The organism is Limnohabitans sp. Rim8 (assembly GCF_945869175.1).
In the GTDB taxonomy this organism is placed as follows: domain Bacteria; phylum Pseudomonadota; class Gammaproteobacteria; order Burkholderiales; family Burkholderiaceae_C; genus Limnohabitans_A.
The window spans coordinates 1-18,973 of sequence record NZ_CAMBNZ010000053.1; the positions used below are offsets into that span (position 1 = coordinate 1).

At 59.8% G+C, this 18,973-nt stretch carries 15 protein-coding genes; 11 read left to right on the forward strand and 4 right to left on the reverse strand.

Going from position 1 to position 18,973, the window contains the following annotated elements:
- Positions 1-480: bifunctional 2-polyprenyl-6-hydroxyphenol methylase/3-demethylubiquinol 3-O-methyltransferase UbiG (ubiG, locus tag Q0O19_RS09140; protein ID WP_295522220.1), on the reverse strand; the 480-nt coding region annotated here is incomplete at its 3' end.
- A 92-nt stretch (positions 481-572) separates the two neighbouring features.
- A complete protein-coding gene (gene ompA, locus Q0O19_RS09145) occupies positions 573-1,265 on the reverse strand; it encodes an outer membrane protein OmpA (RefSeq protein ID WP_295522222.1) in 693 nt (230 codons plus the stop codon).
- A 231-nt stretch (positions 1,266-1,496) separates the two neighbouring features.
- On the opposite strand from ompA, the gene gyrA reads away from it, so the two are divergent.
- The 10 genes from gyrA (at position 1,497) to Q0O19_RS09195 (ending at position 13,569) form a co-directional block, all read left to right on the forward strand.
- Positions 1,497-4,172 (forward strand): DNA gyrase subunit A, encoded by a 2,676-nt coding sequence (gene gyrA, locus Q0O19_RS09150; RefSeq protein WP_295522224.1) that lies wholly within the window; start codon positions 1,497-1,499, stop codon positions 4,170-4,172.
- Positions 4,173-4,175: 3 nt separating this feature from the next.
- A complete protein-coding gene (gene serC, locus Q0O19_RS09155) occupies positions 4,176-5,267 on the forward strand; it encodes a 3-phosphoserine/phosphohydroxythreonine transaminase (RefSeq protein WP_295522226.1) in 1,092 nt (363 codons plus the stop codon).
- Between the two features lie 11 nt (positions 5,268-5,278).
- The gene (pheA, locus tag Q0O19_RS09160; RefSeq protein WP_295522228.1) at positions 5,279-6,379 is read left to right on the forward strand and encodes a prephenate dehydratase; all 1,101 of its coding nucleotides are present in this window, start codon (positions 5,279-5,281) and stop codon (positions 6,377-6,379) included.
- 7 nt (positions 6,380-6,386) lie between these two features.
- Positions 6,387-7,283 (forward strand): prephenate dehydrogenase/arogenate dehydrogenase family protein, encoded by an 897-nt coding sequence (locus Q0O19_RS09165; protein ID WP_295522230.1) that lies wholly within the window; start codon positions 6,387-6,389, stop codon positions 7,281-7,283.
- Between the two features lie 4 nt (positions 7,284-7,287).
- A complete protein-coding gene (locus tag Q0O19_RS09170; RefSeq protein ID WP_295522231.1) occupies positions 7,288-9,279 on the forward strand; it encodes a bifunctional 3-phosphoshikimate 1-carboxyvinyltransferase/cytidylate kinase in 1,992 nt (663 codons plus the stop codon).
- A gap of 202 nt (positions 9,280-9,481) precedes the next feature.
- A complete protein-coding gene (gene rpsA, locus Q0O19_RS09175) occupies positions 9,482-11,161 on the forward strand; it encodes a 30S ribosomal protein S1 (RefSeq protein WP_295522233.1) in 1,680 nt (559 codons plus the stop codon).
- Positions 11,162-11,275: 114 nt separating this feature from the next.
- Positions 11,276-11,590: an integration host factor subunit beta gene (locus Q0O19_RS09180; RefSeq protein WP_295522235.1), complete on the forward strand. Its 315-nt coding sequence runs from the start codon at positions 11,276-11,278 to the stop codon at positions 11,588-11,590.
- A 110-nt stretch (positions 11,591-11,700) separates the two neighbouring features.
- Positions 11,701-11,988 (forward strand): lipopolysaccharide assembly LapA domain-containing protein, encoded by a 288-nt coding sequence (locus Q0O19_RS09185; RefSeq protein WP_295522237.1) that lies wholly within the window; start codon positions 11,701-11,703, stop codon positions 11,986-11,988.
- Entirely contained in the window at positions 11,978-13,135 is a 1,158-nt protein-coding gene (gene lapB / locus Q0O19_RS09190; protein WP_295522239.1) for a lipopolysaccharide assembly protein LapB, read from the forward strand. Before Q0O19_RS09185 ends, lapB begins: the two co-directional genes overlap by 11 nt.
- Before the next feature lie 119 nt (positions 13,136-13,254).
- The gene (locus Q0O19_RS09195) at positions 13,255-13,569 is read left to right on the forward strand and encodes a helix-hairpin-helix domain-containing protein (protein WP_295522241.1); all 315 of its coding nucleotides are present in this window, start codon (positions 13,255-13,257) and stop codon (positions 13,567-13,569) included.
- On the opposite strand, the gene Q0O19_RS09200 is transcribed toward Q0O19_RS09195, so the two are convergent.
- Both Q0O19_RS09200 and Q0O19_RS09205 read right to left on the reverse strand, forming a co-directional pair.
- Complete coding sequence (locus Q0O19_RS09200) at positions 13,558-17,250, reverse strand: hydantoinase B/oxoprolinase family protein (RefSeq protein WP_295522243.1); 3,693 nt, start codon at positions 17,248-17,250, stop codon at positions 13,558-13,560. The two genes, Q0O19_RS09195 and Q0O19_RS09200, sit on opposite strands and share 12 nt — an antisense overlap.
- A gap of 35 nt (positions 17,251-17,285) precedes the next feature.
- Positions 17,286-17,819 (reverse strand): winged helix DNA-binding protein, encoded by a 534-nt coding sequence (locus tag Q0O19_RS09205; RefSeq protein WP_108351965.1) that lies wholly within the window; start codon positions 17,817-17,819, stop codon positions 17,286-17,288.
- 212 nt (positions 17,820-18,031) lie between these two features.
- Between Q0O19_RS09205 and Q0O19_RS09210 the strand changes: the two genes are divergently transcribed.
- On the forward strand, positions 18,032-18,973 hold a 942-nt coding region (locus tag Q0O19_RS09210; protein WP_295522246.1), incomplete at its 3' end, for a TRAP transporter substrate-binding protein.

Consider the following 18,973-nt stretch of genomic DNA (forward strand, 5'->3'; position numbering starts at 1 on the left):
GGGGTTGCGGTTGAGCGTGGAAAAGAACACCCAGCCGCCTGGCTTGACCATGGCCGAGCAGGCTTTCACTACGGAGGCCGGATCAGGCACATGCTCGAGCATTTCCATGCAGGTGACCACATCAAATTGCGCGGGTTGTTCCTGAGCCAGCGTTTCAGCGCTGACTTCACGGTACTGCACCCCTTGAGTGCCCGCCTCCAAGGCGTGCAGTTGCGCCACTTTGAGGGACTTGGTGGCCAAGTCGATGCCCAAAACCTGAGCCCCCTTGCGCGCCATGGCATCGGCCAAGATTCCCCCGCCACACCCGACGTCCAGAACTTTCAACCCGGTCAAGGGCACCAGTCCGTGTATCCATTCCAGGCGCAGTGGGTTGATTTGGTGCAAAGGCCTGAATTCACTTTCAGGGTCCCACCAGCGGTGGGCCAAATCTGAAAATTTGGCCAATTCGGCCGGATCGACATTGGATGCTTGAGTGTTCATGGGCTTGATTGTGGGTGAACACGTCCGAGGGCATGGTCAGACGGCCAAAAAAAAGCCCCATTGCTGGGGCTTTTGGTGTGATCTCAGCCGGATCAGTTAGGGCGTGTGCCCACCACTTCGATTTCCACGCGGCGGTTCTTGGAACGGCCAGCAGCGGTTTTGTTGTCAGCAACGGGCTGCTTCTCGCCTTTGCCTTCGGTGTAAACGCGGTTTTTCTCGATGCCCTTGGACACCAGGTAAGCCTTTACAGCGTCAGAACGCTTGACAGACAGCTTCTGGTTGTAAGCGTCAACGCCCACGGAGTCGGTGTGACCCACAGCGATGATGACTTCCAAGTTGATGCCTTTGACTTTGCCGATCAGGTCGTCCAGCTTGGCTTTGCCTTCGGCTTTCAAAACGGACTTGTCGAAGTCAAAGAACGCGTCAGCAGCGTAAGTGACTTTTGTGGCTGCTGCAGGTGGTGGGGCAGCAGGACGTGGTGCAGCTGCAGCGGGTGCAGGTGCTGCTGCAGGTGCTGCTGCGGGTGCGGGTGCGGGTGCGGCGGGACGTGCTGCTGGTGCAGCTGGTGCTGACGCTGGTGCAGCTTTAGGGGCAACGATGGCACCGTCACAACCAGGAGCGGCTGTTGCGGGTGTCCAGTTGGCATCGCGCCAGCACAGTTCGTTGGTGCCATTTTTCCAAGCGTCGCCAGAAGCGTTGCGCCAGTTGTCAACGGATTGGGCACCGGCGGCTGTTGCGAGAGCTGCGGAGGCAATCAACATCGCTGCTTTGTTGAGATTGTTCATGGTCTTCCTCTTGAGAGATAAAGCCGCAGACTCGCTGCGAAAAAAATACGTTTCAGATGACCTTCACCTGATCCGTTGGGTTTTATTGTGCCATAGACGTGAAACCCGTCCGTTAAACGAAGAACACACGCGACAACAAGTCGCTCGATGGGTGGTGAATGTTGCGTATACGCGACACCCACTTGCAACTAAAATGCGTATTTCCAAGCGCCCATTTTTCCCCCTCTATATATGACACAGTTCGCCAAAGAAACACTGCCCATCAGTCTGGAAGAGGAAATGCGGCGAAGCTACCTCGATTACGCCATGAGCGTGATCGTCGGCCGAGCACTCCCAGATGCCCGTGATGGCCTCAAACCCGTGCACCGCCGAGTCTTGTTCGCCATGCACGAACTGAACAACGACTGGAACCGCCCTTACAAGAAGTCTGCCCGTATCGTCGGAGACGTGATCGGCAAATACCACCCGCACGGTGACCAATCGGTGTACGACACCATCGTCCGCATGGCGCAGGACTTTTCCATGCGCCACATGCTGGTGGATGGCCAAGGCAACTTCGGCTCGGTAGACGGCGACAACGCCGCGGCCATGCGTTACACCGAAATCCGCCTGGCCAAGATCGCCCACGAAATGCTGGGCGACATCGACAAGGACACGGTCGAGTTTGGCCCGAACTACGACGGTTCGGAAAAGGAACCCCTGGTTTTACCGTCGCGCCTGCCCAATTTGCTGATCAACGGCTCTGGCGGTATCGCCGTGGGCATGGCCACCAATATCCCGCCGCACAACCTGAACGAAGTGGTCGACGCTTGCCTTCATTTGCTGCGCAACCCGCAAGCCTCTATCGATGAACTGATGGAAATCGTGCCAGCGCCCGACTTCCCCACGGGCGCCATCATTTACGGCATGACGGGCGTCAAAGACGGCTACCGTACAGGTCGAGGCCGAGTGGTCATGCGGGCCAAATGCCACTTTGAAGACATCGACAAAGGCCAGCGCCAGTGCATCGTGGTCGATGAGTTGCCCTACCAAGTCAACAAGAAGACTTTGCAAGAGCGCATGGCCGAGTTGGTGCATGAAAAGAAGATCGAGGACATCAGCCACATCCAGGACGAGTCCGACAAATCGGGCATGCGCCTGGTGATCGAGCTCAAGCGTGGCGCGGTGCCTGAGGTGGTGTTGAACAACCTGTACAAGCAGACCCAGTTGCAAGACACCTTTGGCATGAACATGGTGGCCTTGATCGATGGCCAACCCAAGCTGTGCAACCTGAAAGACCTGATCCAGGTCTTCTTGCAGCACCGCCGCGAAGTGGTGACCCGCCGCACGGTGTTCGAGTTGCGCAAAGCGCGTGACCGTGGCCATGTGCTCGAAGGCCTGGCCGTGGCATTGGCCAACATCGACGACTTCATCACCATCATCCGTGGTGCGCCCACGCCCCCTGTGGCCAAAGCCGAGTTGATGACCCGCGCATGGGACAGCCAGATGGTGCGCACCATGCTGACCCGTGCCCGTGACGATGGCTCGGTGGTCAATGCGGACGACTACCGCCCAGAAGGCTTGGAGCGAGAGTACGGTTTGGGACAAGATGGTTTGTACCGCTTGTCCGACACCCAAGCCCAAGAAATTCTGCAGATGCGTCTGCAGCGCCTGACAGGTCTGGAACAAGACAAGATCGTGGCCGAGTACAAAGAGGTCATGTCCGAAATCGAAGACCTGCTGGACATTCTGGCCAAACCCGAACGTGTCTCGACCATCATTGGTGACGAACTGGGTACCGTGCGTCAGGAATTCGGCCAAACCAAAATCGGCGCTCGCCGAAGCGAAATCGAGCACAGCGCCCAAGACCTGTCCACAGAAGACCTGATCACCCCGACCGACATGGTGGTGACCTTGTCCCACAGCGGCTACATCAAGAGCCAACCCCTGTCTGAATACCGTTCGCAAAAACGTGGTGGTCGGGGCAAACAAGCCGCTGTCACCAAGGAAGACGATTGGATCGACCAGCTTTTCATTGCCAACACGCACGACTACCTGCTGTGCTTTTCCAACCGTGGGCGCCTTTATTGGCTCAAGGTCTGGGAGGTACCCGCCGGCTCTCGCGGCTCACGCGGCCGCCCGATCGTCAACATGTTCCCGCTGCAAGAAGGCGAAAAAATCAATGTGGTGCTGGCCCTGACCGGCCAAGCTCGTACTTTCCCCGAAGACCAGTATGTGTTCATGGCCACGTCCATGGGCACGGTCAAGAAGACGTCGCTGGACGAATTCAGTAACCCCCGCAAGGGCGGCATCATTGCGGTCAATCTGGACGAAGGCGACTTTTTGATTGGTGCAGCACTCACCGACGGCCAGCACGACGTGATGCTGTTCAGCGACGGCGGCAAGGCCGTGCGCTTTGACGAAAACGATGTGCGTCCGCTGGGTCGCAGTGCACGCGGCGTGCGCGGCATGATGATCGAAGACCACCAAAGTGTGATCGCCATGCTGGTGTCGGAACAAGAAAACCCCGACACACCTGCCGAGGAGGCCAAAGCCCGCGCCAGCGTGCTGACTGCCACAGAAAACGGCTACGGCAAACGCACCAGCATCACCGAATACACGCGCCACGGTCGTGGCACCAAGGGCATGATCGCCATCCAGCAATCCGAGCGCAACGGCAAAGTGGTGGCCGCCACCTTGGTACACGCTGACGACGAGATCATGCTCATCACCGATACGGGCGTTCTGGTGCGCACACGCGTGTCCGAAATCCGCGAGTTGGGTCGCGCCACACAAGGCGTGACGCTCATCGGCCTGGACGAAGACGCCAAGCTGTCCGGATTGCAACGCATTGTGGAAAACGATGCGAATGCCAACGAAGGCGACAGCGAAACGGCTTCGGACGACAGCGCACCTGGAACGGAATAAGTGATGGGGCGCGCATTCAACTTCTCGGCGGGTCCCGCCGTCATGCCCGAAGCCGTGCTGCAGCAAGCAGCATTGGAGATGCTGGACTGGCACGGCTCAGGGATGAGCGTGATGGAAATGAGCCACCGAGGCAAAGAGTTCATCGGCATTTATGAACAAACCGAGTCTGACCTGCGCGAGCTGTTGGCCGTGCCCTCCCACTTCAAAATCTTGTTCATGCAAGGCGGAGGCTTGGCCGAAAACGCCATCGTGCCTTTGAACCTCTCGCAAGGTGGAGCCATGGACTTTGTGATCACGGGCAGTTGGAGTCAAAAATCACTCAAAGAAGCCGAGAAATACGGGCAAGCCCGCGTGGCCGCCACTTCTCAAACCGATGGCTTCACCAGCATGCCATCGCCCGCCACTTGGAAAATTGGCGCGGACAGCCGATACGTGCACATCTGCAGCAACGAAACCATCCACGGCGTGGAGTTCCACGAACTGCCGGACCTCCAAGCCCTGGGCTGTGATGCCCCTTTGGTGGTGGACTTTTCATCCCATGTGGCCTCGCGCCCTGTGGACTGGTCCCGCGTGGGCCTGGCCTTTGGTGGCGCACAAAAGAATTTGGGGCCAGCAGGTCTCACCTTGGTCATCGTGCGCGAAGACCTGATCGGCCATGCCCTGCCCCATTGCCCCAGCGCTTTCGATTACAAGTTGGTGGCCGACAACCAGTCCATGTACAACACCCCACCCACTTACAGCATTTACATGGCAGGCTTGGTGTTCCAGTGGCTCAAACAACGTGGCGGAATCGCCGCCATGGAGCAACGCAACATCGCCAAGGCGCAATTCCTGTACGACTTTCTCGACAATTCCAGCCTGTACGTGAACCACGTCGCCAAAGACTGCCGCTCGCGCATGAACGTGCCTTTCTTTTTGCGTGACGAATCTCGCAACGAGGCTTTCTTGGATGGGGCCAAAACCGCCAACTTGTTGCAACTCAAGGGGCACAAATCGGTGGGCGGTATGCGGGCCAGCATTTACAACGCCATGCCGCTCGAAGGCGTTCAGGCCTTGGTGGCCTACATGCGCGAATTTGAAAAAACACAGGCATAAGCCCAGACACCATGAGCCAACACCCCATTCAGTCGGACGCCTTGGGTGCATTGCGCGTTCAAATCGACGCCCTCGACAAACAACTGCTGAGCCTGCTCAACCAGCGTGCCCATGTTGCCGAACAAGTGGGCGAGATCAAACGCGCCGAAGGTTCACCGTTTTTTCGCCCCGACCGCGTAGCCCAGGTCATCGACAAAATCACCCATGCCAACCCCGGCCCGCTGAAAAACGAACACGTTGCGTCCATTTGGCGCGAGATCATGTCGGCTTGTCTGGCGCTCGAAGCGCCGCAACGCGTGGCGGTGCTGGGTCCCCAGGGCACGTTTTGCGAGCAAGCGGCGATTGAATTTTTTGGCAGTGCGGCCAACCTGATTTACTGCGCCAACTTCGACGAAGTTTTTCATGCCACGGCTGCGGGGACGGCCCAGTACGGCGTGGTCGGTATGGAAAATTCCACCGAAGGCGTGGTGGCCCGATCGCTTGATTTGTTCTTGCGCTCGCCGGTGCATGTGGTGGGCGAGGTCAGCTTGCAAGTGCGATTCCATGTGTTGCGCCAACTCAATTCTGATGCCGGTATCGAGGTGGTGATGGCGCACCCCCAGGCGCTGGCCCAGTGCCAGGGATGGCTGTCTAAACACTTGCCGCATGTGGAACGACGCGCCGTGTCGAGCAACGCCGAAGGCGCCCGTCTGGCGGCCACCAACCCTTCTTGGGCGGCTTTGGCCAGCGAACGCGCCGCCAGCCAATTTGGCTTGCACATCGTGCACCACGCCATTCAGGACGAAGCCTTCAACCGCACCCGCTTTGCCGTGATCACCTTGCCCCAAACCCTGGCCACCCCACCCGCCTCGGGCAAGGATTGCACCAGCTTGGTGGTGTCGGTGCCCAACCGCCCAGGTGCGGTACACGATTTGTTGGTGCCGCTCAAAAACAACGGCGTGTCGATGACGCGCTTTGAGTCGCGCCCGGCCAAATCGGGCCAGTGGGAATATTATTTCTACATTGACCTGCAAGGCCACATTAGCGAGCCGCATGTGGCCGCTGCCCTGCAAGAGTTGCAAGGCCTTTGCGCGTTCTACAAGGTGCTGGGTTCTTACCCCGTGCCAGAGTGAGCGTGCGGTGAAGTTACAACGCCTGGCCCTGATTGGCTGCGGCCTGATGGGCGGCTCGTTTGCACTTGCGCTGCGCGAAGCAGGACTTGTGCAGCACATCACCGGCTTCAGCGCCTCCGAAAAAACCCGTCAACGCGCGGTTGAACTCCAAGTCATCGACCAGGCCTGCACCAGCGTGGCAGAGGCCGTACAAGGCGCCGACTTGGTGCTTCTGGCGGTCCCCGTGGGCGCCATGCACAGCAGCTTTGCTGCCATGCGCGATAACTTGCAGCCCAACGCTTTGCTGATGGATGTGGGATCGACCAAGTCCGATGTGATCGAGGCGGCAAAAGCCACCTTGGGCGAACGTTTGGGTTGTTTTGTGCCGGCCCACCCGATTGCGGGCAAAGAAGTGGCCGGCATTGAGCACGCCGAGGCCACGCTCTACCAAGACCGCCGCACCATCCTCACGCCCCTGCCGCAAAACAGCCTCCGCCACATCCAAATGGCGCACGCTGTGTGGACCCACATCGGCAGCCATGTGAGCCACATGACAGCCGAGGCACATGACGCCACGTTTGCAGCCGTGAGCCACCTGCCCCACCTGCTGGCCTTTGCCACGGTCAATGCCATCGCCGCACAGCAGCAAAGTGCCGTGTTTCTGGACATGGCGGGTCCGGGTTTTCGGGACTTCTCACGCATCGCCGCCAGTGACCCGGCCGTTTGGCGCGACATCCTGAACGCCAACAAGGCGGAAGTCCTCAGACAAATGGTGCACCTGCGCGCTGCGCTCGACCAATTTGAAAACGCCCTGCTTGCCGGCAACACCGACGCACTGCAACAGCTGATTCAACAAGCCAGCGGGGTGCGCTCGGCTTGGACGCTGCAAGCGGGCAATGCTTGCAACACCGCATCTGAAGACTGACCCCATGTTCTCCACCGCCTTCCTTGACCTCCCTGCGCTGCAAGGCGCATCCGGCACCGTCACACTGCCCGGCTCCAAAAGCATCTCCAACCGGGTGTTGCTGCTCTCGGCGCTGTGCCAAGGCACCACTGTGGTGCACGACCTGCTCGACTCCGACGACACCCGCGTGATGCTGGCCGCGCTGCGCCAACTTGGCTGCGGGGTGGAGGCGCAAGGCACCATGGTGGCCATCACCGGCCTGGGTGGCCGCCCATGGCACGCGGAGGCTGTTGAGTTTTTCATGGGCAACGCAGGCACCGCCATGCGCCCGCTCACCGCTGCGCTGGCCGTGCAGGGCGGTGACTTCATTCTCAAGGGCGTGCCCCGCATGCACGAGCGCCCGATCGGCGACTTGGTGGATGCGCTGCGTGAACTGGGTTGCGCCATCGACTACCTGGGCAACAAGGGCTTTCCACCCCTTCGCATCGGTACACCCACCTTGCAACTGGACAAACCCATCCCCGTGCGCGGCGATGTCTCCAGCCAGTTCCTCACCGCCTTGTTGATGGCCTTGCCGCTGGCGGCCAACGACCGGGCCATCACCATCGAGGTGGTGGGTGAACTCATCAGCAAGCCTTACATTGAAATCACGCTCAACCTGCTGGCGCGCTATGGCATTGCCGTCGAGCGCCAAGGCTGGGAGCGCTTTGTCATTCCCGCCGGCAGCCGCTACATGTCGCCGGGCTCGATCCACGTCGAAGCCGACGCATCATCGGCCAGTTACTTCATCGCGCTGGGGGCCATTGCCGAAGGCGACGGTATCCGCATCCAAGGCGTGGGCGCCGACTCGATCCAGGGCGACATCCGTTTCATGGATGCGGCGGCCCAGATGGGCGCGAAGATCAGCAGCGGGCCCAACTGGCTAGAAATCCAGCGCGGCTCTTGGCCGCTCAAAGGCATCACGCTCGACTGCAACCACATCCCCGACGCGGCCATGACCCTGGCGGTGATGGCCCTGTATGCCGATGGCCCCACGACTCTGCGCAACATCGCCAGCTGGCGCGTCAAGGAAACCGACCGCATCGTGGCCATGGCCACCGAAAGCCGCAAACTCGGCGCCACCGTCGAAGAAGGTCCGGACTGGATCACCATTGACCCACTGCCGGCCAACCAATGGCAACGCGCCAGCATCCACACTTACGACGACCACCGCGTGGCCATGTGCTTTTCGCTCGCGGCCTTCAACGCAGACCAAGTGCCTGTGCGCATCGAAGACCCTAAGTGCGTCGCCAAAACCTTCCCCGATTACTTTGAGGCCCTCTTCTCGGTGGCACATGCCACGGCCCAGAACATCCCGGTGATCTGCATCGACGGCCCCACAGCTTCGGGTAAAGGCACCCTGGCCAGCCGGGTGGCTGCGCAGCTCGGTTACCACTACCTCGATTCGGGTGCGCTCTACCGCGTCACGGCCCATGCCGCTTTGCTAGCAGGCCTCACGTTGGAAGCCGCCGATGAAGCTGCGATTGCCGAGCTGGCCCGCAGTCTGCCGGTGCGCTTTGAAGGCGAGCAAGTACTGCTCAGCAATGTCGATGTGACCGATGCCATCCGCAGCGAACAAGGCGGTATGAACGCCTCCAAAGTCTCGGTGCTGCCTGCTGTGCGCAAGGCGCTGGTCGACTTGCAACACAGTTTTCAGCGTTTGCCGGGCCTCTTGGCCGATGGCCGCGACATGGGCACGGTGATCTTCCCGAACGCCCCTTTGAAGGTATTCTTGACCGCCAGCGCGGCCAAACGTGCTGAAAGACGTCATAAGCAGTTGATTTTTAAGGGTTTTTCGGCTAATATCAACACTCTTCGTGCTGACTTGGAAGCACGCGACGCCCGGGACATGTCCCGCAGCGTGGCGCCCCTCAAGCCTGCACAAGATGCTTTGCAACTCGACAACTCGTCCTTGTCCATCGACACCTCGGTGGAACAGGTGTTGGTCTGGTGGCAAAGCCGGCAGGTTTTCGGTTAACCGACCGTGAACGGCCATCTCAGCCTGCCCTGTGCAGGCTGACTTGAAGTTCCACCCGGCTCTCTTCGTGCAGCTTGCACACTGGCCAGGTGGTTTTGACAAACCAACCGCGGCTCACACCGCAAAACAATCGCCACTGTCAGCTCCTGGAAACGACGCATGTCGCGCTCGTCAGTCCTGAACTTGTGGATGAGGAAACACCATGTCTGAATCATTTGCCGCCCTGTTCGAAGAATCACTGACGCGCACCGAAATGCGCCCAGGTGAAGTCATCACCGCTGAAGTCGTGCGCATCGAGCACAACTTCGTTGTGGTCAACGCCGGTCTCAAGTCCGAGTCCTACGTGCCCCTCGAAGAGTTCAAGAACGACCAAGGTGAAATCGAAGTTCAGGTCGGCGACTTTGTCTCGGTGGCCATCGGCTCCATCGAAAACGGCTACGGCGACACCATCTTGTCCCGCGACACCGCCAAGCGTTTGGCCTCTTGGATGTCTCTGGAAAAAGCCCTGGAATCTGGCGAGTTCGTCACTGGCGTGACCAGCGGCAAAGTCAAGGGTGGCCTGACCGTGTTGGTCAACGGCATCCGCGCTTTCTTGCCCGGCTCTTTGGTCGACACACGTCCCACCAAAGACCTGTCTCCCTACGAGAATAAGACCCTGGAATTCAAGGTCATCAAGCTCGACCGCAAGCGCAACAACGTCGTGTTGTCACGCCGCGCTGTGGTGGAAGCGTCCATGGGCGAAGAGCGCGCCAAGCTGATGGAAACATTGCGCGAAGGCTCCATCGTTCACGGTGTGGTCAAGAACATCACCGAATACGGTGCGTTTGTGGACTTGGGCGGCATCGACGGCTTGCTACACATCACCGACATGGCCTGGCGCCGTGTCCGTCACCCTTCCGAAGTGGTCACGGCCGGTCAAGAAATCACCGCCAAGATCCTCAAGTTCGACACCGAGAAAAACCGCGTGTCCTTGGGTCTGAAGCAAATGGGCGACGACCCCTGGATGGGCGTCAACCGCCGCTACCCACAAAGCACCCGCATGTTTGGCAAGATCACCAACATCGCCGACTACGGCGCGTTTGTGGAACTCGAACCCGGCATCGAAGGCTTGGTGCACGTGTCTGAAATGGACTGGACCAACAAGAACGTGGCCCCTTCCAAAATCGTGGCCTTGGGCGACGAAGTCGAAGTCATGGTCCTGGAGATCGACGAAGACAAGCGCCGCATCAGCTTGGGCATGAAGCAGTGCCGTGCCAACCCATGGCAAGAGTTTGCTCAAAACACCAAGCGCGGCGACCGCGTCAAGGGCCCCATCAAGTCGATCACCGACTTCGGCGTGTTCGTGGGCTTGGCTGCCGGCATCGACGGTTTGGTGCACCTGTCTGACTTGTCTTGGAACGAGACTGGCGAAAACGCCGTGCGCGAATTCAAGAAGGGTCAAGAAGTCGAGGCCTTGGTCTTGGCTGTGGACGTGGACCGCGAGCGCATCAGCTTGGGCATCAAACAACTCGATTCCGATCCTTTCACCACATTCGTGTCGATCAACGACAAAGGCCAAACCGTTACCGGCAAGGTCAAGACCGTGGATGCCAAGGGTGCAGAGATCGATCTGGGCGAAGACATCATTGGCTACCTGCGCGTCAGCGAAATTTCGCGTGACCGCGTCGAAGACGCCAGCCACGTGTTGAAAGTTGGCGACGAAGTGACCGCTGTGGTGGTGAACGTGGACCGCAAGACCCGCAACATCCAGTTGTCGATCAAAGCCAAGGACGCTGTGGACCAACAAGAAGCCATGGCTTCCTTGTCGCAGCAGTCTTCGCGTGAAAACGCCGGCACCACCAGCTTGGGCGCATTGTTGCGTGCCAAGTTGGACAACAACTGATCTTTTGGATCTGAGGACGCTTGCTGTCTGAAAAGCCTGCCCCTTTCATGGGGACAGGCTTTTTTCAAACCGGTACCCGGCACCTGCAAGTCGCATGAACAACAAAGTGACCCCATGACCCGCTCCGATCTGGTTGAAGAACTCGCCGCCCGTTTTGCCCAGCTGACCCACCGTGACGCCGAACTGGCCGTCAAAACGGTGCTCGACGCCATGAGCGACGCGCTGGTCAAAGGCCATCGCATCGAGATCCGTGGCTTTGGCAGCTTTTCAATCAACCGCCGCCCACCCCGTGTTGGCCGCAACCCCCGGTCTGGCGAAAGCGTTCAGATTCCAGAAAAACGGGTTCCCCACTTCAAACCCGGCAAAGCTTTGCGCGAAGCGGTCGACGCAGGCACCGCCAGCCAAGCCAAGGACCCCGGCAAGGCCTAGGCCGTCGAGCTGGCTTCGCAACAAGCAACATGAAGGTGTGCCTTCACACCCAGTGGGCTACTGTGAGGTAAATCGGGCCGTTAGAATGGGCCTTGATTCCGAGGTCTTCCATGAAACGTCTGCTTCGGCTGCTTCAGTGGCTACTGAAAGCCGCTGTCTTTTTCACACTGTTTGCTTTTGCGCTGAACAACCAGCAAGAGACCCGTGTCAATTTCTTTTTCGGCACCTTTTGGGCAGCGCCCACTGTTTTGGTGGTGCTTTGTGCGTTCGGGTTGGGCGTCGCCGTGGGCGTTTTGGGCATGGTGCCGCGTTGGTGGCGACACCGCCAGGCGCTCAAGATGAACACGTCCGCCCCAACAGAGCCCCCCCCCGAAGCAGAGAAGCCCCATGGAACTTGACCTGACCTGGATATTGGTGGGTCTTCCCGCTGCTTTTGCGCTGGGCTGGATCGCCTCGCGACTGGACCTGCGCCAAATGCGCATCGCCAACCGTCAAGCGCCACGGGCCTATTTCAAAGGACTCAATTACCTGCTCAATGAGCAGCAAGACCAAGCCATTGACGCCTTCATTGAGGCCGTGCAAAACGACCCAGACACGTCTGAGCTGCATTTCGCACTGGGCAATTTGTTCCGTCGCCGGGGCGAGTACGACCGGGCGGTGCGCGTTCATGAGCACCTGCTGTCCCGAGCTGACTTGAGCAGTGCCGATCGGCAACGTGCCCAGCACGGTTTGGCACTCGACTTCTTGAAAGCCGGTTTGCTGGACCGCGCTGAAGAAGCCCTGCGCAAACTCGAGGGCAGCACTTACGAAGGTCAGGCCCGGTTGGCGCGACTGGGGATTTACGAGCGATCACGCGAATGGCCCGAAGCCACTCAAGTGGCCCAACTTTTGGAAAAGTCGGGCGAAGCCAATTTCGAGATGCGTTTGACGCATTACCAATGCGAGCAAGCGCGCGAAGCCGTGCAGCAAGGCGACATACCCCAAGCCGTGCAGTTGCTCCACACGGCCCTTCAAACCACCCCCGAAGCCGTGAGGCCGCGTATTTTGTTGGGGCAACTGCAGTTGTCCCAAGGTCGAGCCGCACAGGCCTTTGCGACTTTGTCGGTTTTGTTCGAACGCGCCGATGCAGCAGCAACCTTGGCAGCGCCCAGCTTGGTCAAAGCCGCTCAAGCGGCCGCCCTGGGCGACCAAGCGCTGCAACTCTTGCAAAAGCATTACGACAAACAACCCGGCATCGATGTGCTGGATGCCATCACCGCCCTCGCCGCCAACGCCTCAGAGGACACAACGGCCACCCAACAGCGCTACCTGGACCATCTGGGTCAACACACGTCCTTGATGGCCGCTGCCCGCTGGTTATCCTATGACAACCCCAAGACAGCGGCCATGCCAGCACCAGTCCACAAAGCCTTGGAGCAAGCCATCAGGCCTTTGGCGCGTTACCGCTGCGCAGCCTGTGGGTTTGAAGCCAAAGAGCATTTCTGGCATTGCCCCGGGTGCCAAGCCTGGGACAGTTACCCTCCCCGCCGCATCGAAGAGTTGTGAAGCCCATTTGAAACAACTGGTTGCAAGTGCCGCGACCAAGCGCTTACGGCGCTGGGTCATCGGTGACCACAATGCGAACGGCTGCAAAACTCTGCAGCCCTGCATAAGGAGAGGTCAAGATGATCCCAAAGATCGCCATCGCAGGCACCATCATCACCCTGGTAGCCCAGGCCGCTTGGGCCCAAGTGGACCTGAACAAGGCCTCGGAAATTGAGCTTGATGGCCTGAAAGGCTTTGGCCCGGCCATGACGCGACAAGTGATGCAAGAGCGCCAGAAAACCCCATTCCGAGATTGGCCGGACGTGATGCAACGCATCAAAGGCGTCGGCCCCAAAAAAGCCGCCAGTTTGTCCGAACAGGGGGTTCGGGTGCAGGGTCAAGCGTATGGCCAAGCGCCCATGCCCCGCCCCAAAAACCCGGAATCACCCCACTGACCCCCTGTCGATTGACGGTGGGCCAAATCCACCACCACCAGGCGTGTGAATCTCGAACACATCACCCGCCTGCATCTCGACCTGGCCAATGTGCGCCAATTCCTCGACGCGACCATCGCTGCGCACCACGCGGTTGATGCCCGGCAAGCCACTGTGCCCGCCTGCCATGCCAAAGGCCGGATGGATGCGACCGTTGGACAAAATGCCGGCCGTCATCGGTTCCAGAAAACGCACACGCCGCACACCGCCATCACCACCCTGCCAACGCCCCGCGCCGCCTGAGCCTTGGCGTATCGCGTAACTCTCGAGTCGCACGGGAAAGCGGAACTCCAGCACCTCGGGGTCGGTCAGGCGCGAATTGGTCATGTGGGTTTGCACCACCGAAGTGCCTTCAAAACCGCCCACCAACTGGCCCTGCGCGTCGTAGCGACCGCCCGCGCCGCTGCCCCCCGAAATGGTTTCGTAGTACTGCACCCGCGCATTGCCAAAGGTGAAGTTGTTCATGGTCGGTTGGCTGCCTGCCATCACGCCCAAAGCACCCAACAGGGCGTTGGTGATGCAGGTCGAGGTTTCCACATTGCCCGCCACCACCGAAGCCGGTGGGTTGGGGTTGAGCATGGAGCCCTGGGGAATGATGACCTTGAGCGGCTTCAAGCAACCGGCGTTCAGCGGAATATCGTCCTCCACCAGGCTGCGGAACACGTACAGGACGGCTGCCATGCACACCGCACGGGGGGCGTTGAAGTTGTTGGGCAGCTGGGCACTGGAGCCAGTGAAGTCGATTTCGGCCGTGCGCTGGTCAGCATTCACCCGCACCGCCACAAGGATCTGCGCCCCATTGTCCAGCGGTAAAGTGAATTGCCCGTCTTTGAGGCGCGTGATGACGCGGCGCACCGATTCCTCAGCGTTGTCTTGCACATGGCGCATGTAGGCCTGCACCACCTCCAAGCCAAACTGCGCCACCATGCGGCGCAGCTCCTGCACGCCCTTTTCGTTGGCGGCGATCTGCGCCTTCAGGTCGGCCATGTTTTGTGCGGGGTTGCGTGAAGGGTATTCGCCGCTTTGCAACAGAGCCACCATCTCGGCCTCGCGCAAATGGCCCGCTTCGACCAGCTTAACGTTGTTGATCTGTACACCCTCTTCTTCGATGCGTGTGGAAAACGGGGGCATGGAGCCGGGCGTCAAGCCCCCCACATCGGCATGGTGTCCACGGGAGCCGACGTAAAACACCGGATCGGTCTGCCCTTCTAAATACACCGGCGTGATCACCGTGATGTCGGGCAAATGCGTGCCGCCATGGTAGGGGTCGTTCAGCACAAACACATCGCCTGGCTGCATGCGGCCCTTGTTTTCTTGAATGACGGTCTGAATGCTCTCGCCCATGGAGCCCAAATGCACCGGCATGTGTGGCGCATTGGCAATCAACTGGCCCTCGGCGCTGAACAAGGCACACGAAAAATCCAGCCGCTCCTTGATGTTGACCGAGTAGGCCGTGTTTTGCAGTTGCAGCCCCATTTGCTCAGCGATGTTCATGAACAGGTTGTTGAACACCTCCAGCAGCACCGGATCGGCCTGCGTGCCTGCCGCGTACTGCACCGCTCTGGCGTGCACACGCAGCAGCAGCAAATGGTCCAGCTCCGTCAAGCGCGCTTGCCAGCCGGGCTCGACCACGGTGGTGGCGTTCTTCTCGGCAATGATGGCTGGGCCGTCGATCACGTCGCCTGGGCGCATGTCTTCGCGCACGACCAGTGCAGCGTCTTGCCACTGGGCCACGCCCAGGGCATTGGCGGCATAGACCTTGACGGTGTCGCGGCGCGGCACATCGCGTTGCGGGTGCACGGCCAACACGGCTTCTTCAGGCGCATCCCCGGGCAGCACCGCCTCCACCGACACGGCCTCGGCCACCAAGGCCTTGCCCTGCATCAGGAAAGCAAATCGCTGGCGATACGCGGCCTCAAACCCCGCCACCAATTGGGCCTGATCGCCCCAAGGCACCACCAATGCAGAGTCGGTGCCTTCGTAACGCAAATGCACACGCTGGCGCAACTCGATGCGCTGGGCGTTGGCCGCATCGCTGGCTTGCCCCATCTGGGCCAGCAAGGCTTGGCGCGTGGACTCGCCCAAAGCCTGCAAGCGCATGGCCATGAGGGGCATGGCTGCAGCGTCCAGACGCCGCTCAATGGATTCTTCGCGCATCACGTTTTGGTCGGCCAAGCCCATGCCATAGGCCGACAACACACCCGCCAGCGGGTGCACCAGCACCTGCGACATGCCCAAAGCATCGGCGACCAGACAAGCGTGTTGACCTCCTGCCCCACCAAAACACTGCAAGGTGTAACGCGTCACGTCGTAACCCCGCGCCACCGATATTTTTTTGATCGCGTTGGCCATCTGTTGCACAGCGATCTGGATGAAGCCGTGCGCCACCTCTTCGGCAGCACGCCCGGTTTGCATGGCCAGTTGGTCGAAATGGCCTTTCACCACCTCGGCGTCCAGCGGCTGGTTCGCTTGCGGCCCGAACACCGAAGGGAAAAAACTCGGCTGCACCTTGCCCACCATCACGTTCGCATCGGTCACGGCGAGTGGACCCCCGCGGCGGTAACTGGCGGGCCCAGGATTGGCCCCCGCGCTTTGCGGCCCCACCCGAAAGCGCGCACCGTCATAGGCCAGCAAGGATCCGCCACCAGCGGCCACGGTGTGGATGCTCATCATGGGTGCACGCATGCGCACCCCAGCCACCTGGGTTTCAAACTCGCGCTCAAACTGTCCGGCAAAGTGCGACACATCGGTGGACGTGCCGCCCATGTCAAAACCAATCACCTTGTCGTGCCCCGCCAACTGCGCCGTGCGGGCCATGCCCACAATGCCGCCCGCCGGGCCACTCAAAATCGCGTCCTTGCCCGCAAACACCTGCGCGTCCGTTAGGCCACCTGACGACTGCATGAACATCAGCTTCACGCCAGGCATCTCAAGGGCAACCTGGTTCACATAGCGCCCCAAAATCGGGGACAGGTAGGCATCGACCACGGTGGTGTCGCCCCGGCTGACCAGCTTCATCATCGGGCTGGTCTGGTGTGAGGTGCTGACCTGTGTGAAGCCCACCTCACGCGCCAAACGGGCAGCAGCTAACTCGTGCGCCGTGTGCCGCCAGCCGTGCATGAACACAATGGCCACCGAGCGCACACCTTGCTGGTGCGAATGCTTCAATTGGGTGCGCAAATGCGCCTCATCCAAGGGCTGCAAGACCTTGCCATCCACCGTCACGCGCTCTTGGGCCTCCACCACCGCGCTGTAGAGCAACTCGGGCAGCACAATCTGGCGGTCAAACAAACGCGGGCGGTTTTGGTAGGCGATGCGCAGTGCGTCGCCAAACCCTTGCGTGGTGACCAGCAAAGTGGGCTCGCCTTTGCGCTCTAGCAACGCATTGGTGGCCACCGTGGTGCCCATCTTCACGCACTCGACTTGTTCGGGTGTGACCGGCTCGCCGGGCTTCAAGCCCAGCAAATGTCGGATGCCCGCCACCGCTGCATCTCGGTACTGCTCGGGGTTTTCAGACAGCAGCTTGTGCGTGACCAAAATGCCATCAGGGCGCTGACCGACCACATCGGTGAAAGTGCCGCCCCGGTCGATCCAGAATTGCCAACGGTTTTTGCCAGCGGGTGTGATGGTGGATTCGCGCATAAGTCACTCAACAATCAGGATTCAAAAAAACAGGTTCACAAAGAAGCCGCCGCACGCGCAGCTTGGTCGTACATGCCCGAAAGCACGCGCAACAAGCGAGCCAGCTCGCCAATGTCGCGGTTCAGGCCATCGTCGGCTTTCAGGGCGTCAATCAGGCAGCTCTCACGGATGTCACGGTAGCGCTGCACATAAGCACGCCCTGCGTCGGTCGCCGCATAGGTGACCTCTTTGCCATGCTTTTGCGACATCACCACACCCAAACCTTGCAGCTTCTTCAGGGCGTAATTCACCAAATGCGTGTCTTCGATGTTCATGATGAAACAGATGTCTGCCAGGCGCTTGTCGCGGGCGCGGTGCGTCACATGGTGCAACACCAGCACATCGAGCGGCGTCAAATCCTTCAGGCCCGCCGCCGACATGCAGTGGATGATCCAGCGGTGAAACGCGTTGCCCGCCACGATCAGGCCGAACTCGAACTCGCTCATCTCGGCGCTGTCAGGCGAGACCAGATGGGCCGAAGAGACGATGGGGTTGGCGTTCGCGATGGCAGTTGAATTTTTGCGCGGCATTGGAGGTGTTCAGACAAGTGAGGACTCAAAGTTTATGTCCGTTGATGACAATTTACCAACAATTTGTTGACATTAAGGGAAAACACCGATCACACCCACGCCTCAACTTGCTTAAAGTGAACCCCAGCCAGATGCACCCGATGCGCGCGCCAAGCGGGCACCTTTCTTGCACGGCCTGTTAGACCGTTCATTCCACATTCACAGGAGTTCTCATGCAACGTCGCGCCCTTCACCTCAGCCTGCTGGCTGGTCTGCTCGCTGTCTCCGGCTTCGTGTCGGCCCAAACCACATGGGACCTGCCTGCCGCTTACCCGGCCACCAACTTCCACTCGGTCAACATGATCCAGTTTGCAGCCGATGTGGACAAAGCCACAGCGGGCAAGCTGAAGATCACGGTGCACGCGAATGCGTCCCTCTTCAAAGCACCTGAAATCAAGCGTGCCGTTCAAGGCGGGCAGGCCCAGCTGGGCGAGATCTTGCTGGTCAACTTCCAAAACGAATGGCAGCCCTTTGGTGCCGATGGTCTGCCCTTTCTGGCCGACAGCTACGACGAGTCCATGAAACTCTACAAAGCGCAAAAGCCGCTGCTGGAGAAAAAACTGGCCGAGCAAGGCATGATGCTTTTGTACTCGGTGGCCTGGCCCCCACAGGGCATTTACAGCAAGAAGCCGATCAACAGCGTGGCTGACCTCAAGGGCATCAAGTGGCGCGCTTACAGCCCCACCACTGCCAAGATTGCTGAATTGGTCGGCGCCCAGCCCGTGACGGTGCAAGCGGCCGAGTTCTCTCAGGCCTTGGCCACGGGCGTGGTCGAATCCACCATGACATCAGGGGCTACGGGCGTAGACAGCAAGCTGTTTGAGCACCTCAAGTTCTACTACGACGTGCAAGCCTGGTTGCCCAAGAACGCGGTGATTGCCAACAAAAAGGCTTTCGACGCGCTGGACAAAGCCACCCAAGACGCCGTGCTCAAAGCCGCTGCAGAGGCTGAAACCCGGGGCTGGACCGAATCTCGCAAGGTCAACACCAGCACCTTGGAAATCCTCAAGGCCAACGGCATGACGATTGCGCCGCCCTCTGCCCAGCTCAAAGCCGACATGAAAAAAGTGGGCGACACCATCATGAAAGAGTGGCTTGAAAAGTCAGGTGCTGAA

Coding starts and splice junctions, on each gene's coding strand:
- ompA (WP_295522222.1), bottom strand. CDS start 1,265: ATGAACAATCTCAACAAAGCAGCGATGTTGATTGCCTCCGCAGCTCTC.
- gyrA (WP_295522224.1), top strand. CDS start 1,497: ATGACACAGTTCGCCAAAGAAACACTGCCCATCAGTCTGGAAGAGGAA.
- serC (WP_295522226.1), top strand. CDS start 4,176: ATGGGGCGCGCATTCAACTTCTCGGCGGGTCCCGCCGTCATGCCCGAA.
- pheA (WP_295522228.1), top strand. CDS start 5,279: ATGAGCCAACACCCCATTCAGTCGGACGCCTTGGGTGCATTGCGCGTT.
- Q0O19_RS09170 (WP_295522231.1), top strand. CDS start 7,288: ATGTTCTCCACCGCCTTCCTTGACCTCCCTGCGCTGCAAGGCGCATCC.
- rpsA (WP_295522233.1), top strand. CDS start 9,482: ATGTCTGAATCATTTGCCGCCCTGTTCGAAGAATCACTGACGCGCACC.
- Q0O19_RS09180 (WP_295522235.1), top strand. CDS start 11,276: ATGACCCGCTCCGATCTGGTTGAAGAACTCGCCGCCCGTTTTGCCCAG.
- Q0O19_RS09185 (WP_295522237.1), top strand. CDS start 11,701: ATGAAACGTCTGCTTCGGCTGCTTCAGTGGCTACTGAAAGCCGCTGTC.
- lapB (WP_295522239.1), top strand. CDS start 11,978: ATGGAACTTGACCTGACCTGGATATTGGTGGGTCTTCCCGCTGCTTTT.
- Q0O19_RS09195 (WP_295522241.1), top strand. CDS start 13,255: ATGATCCCAAAGATCGCCATCGCAGGCACCATCATCACCCTGGTAGCC.
- Q0O19_RS09200 (WP_295522243.1), bottom strand. CDS start 17,250: ATGCGCGAATCCACCATCACACCCGCTGGCAAAAACCGTTGGCAATTC.
- Q0O19_RS09205 (WP_108351965.1), bottom strand. CDS start 17,819: ATGCCGCGCAAAAATTCAACTGCCATCGCGAACGCCAACCCCATCGTC.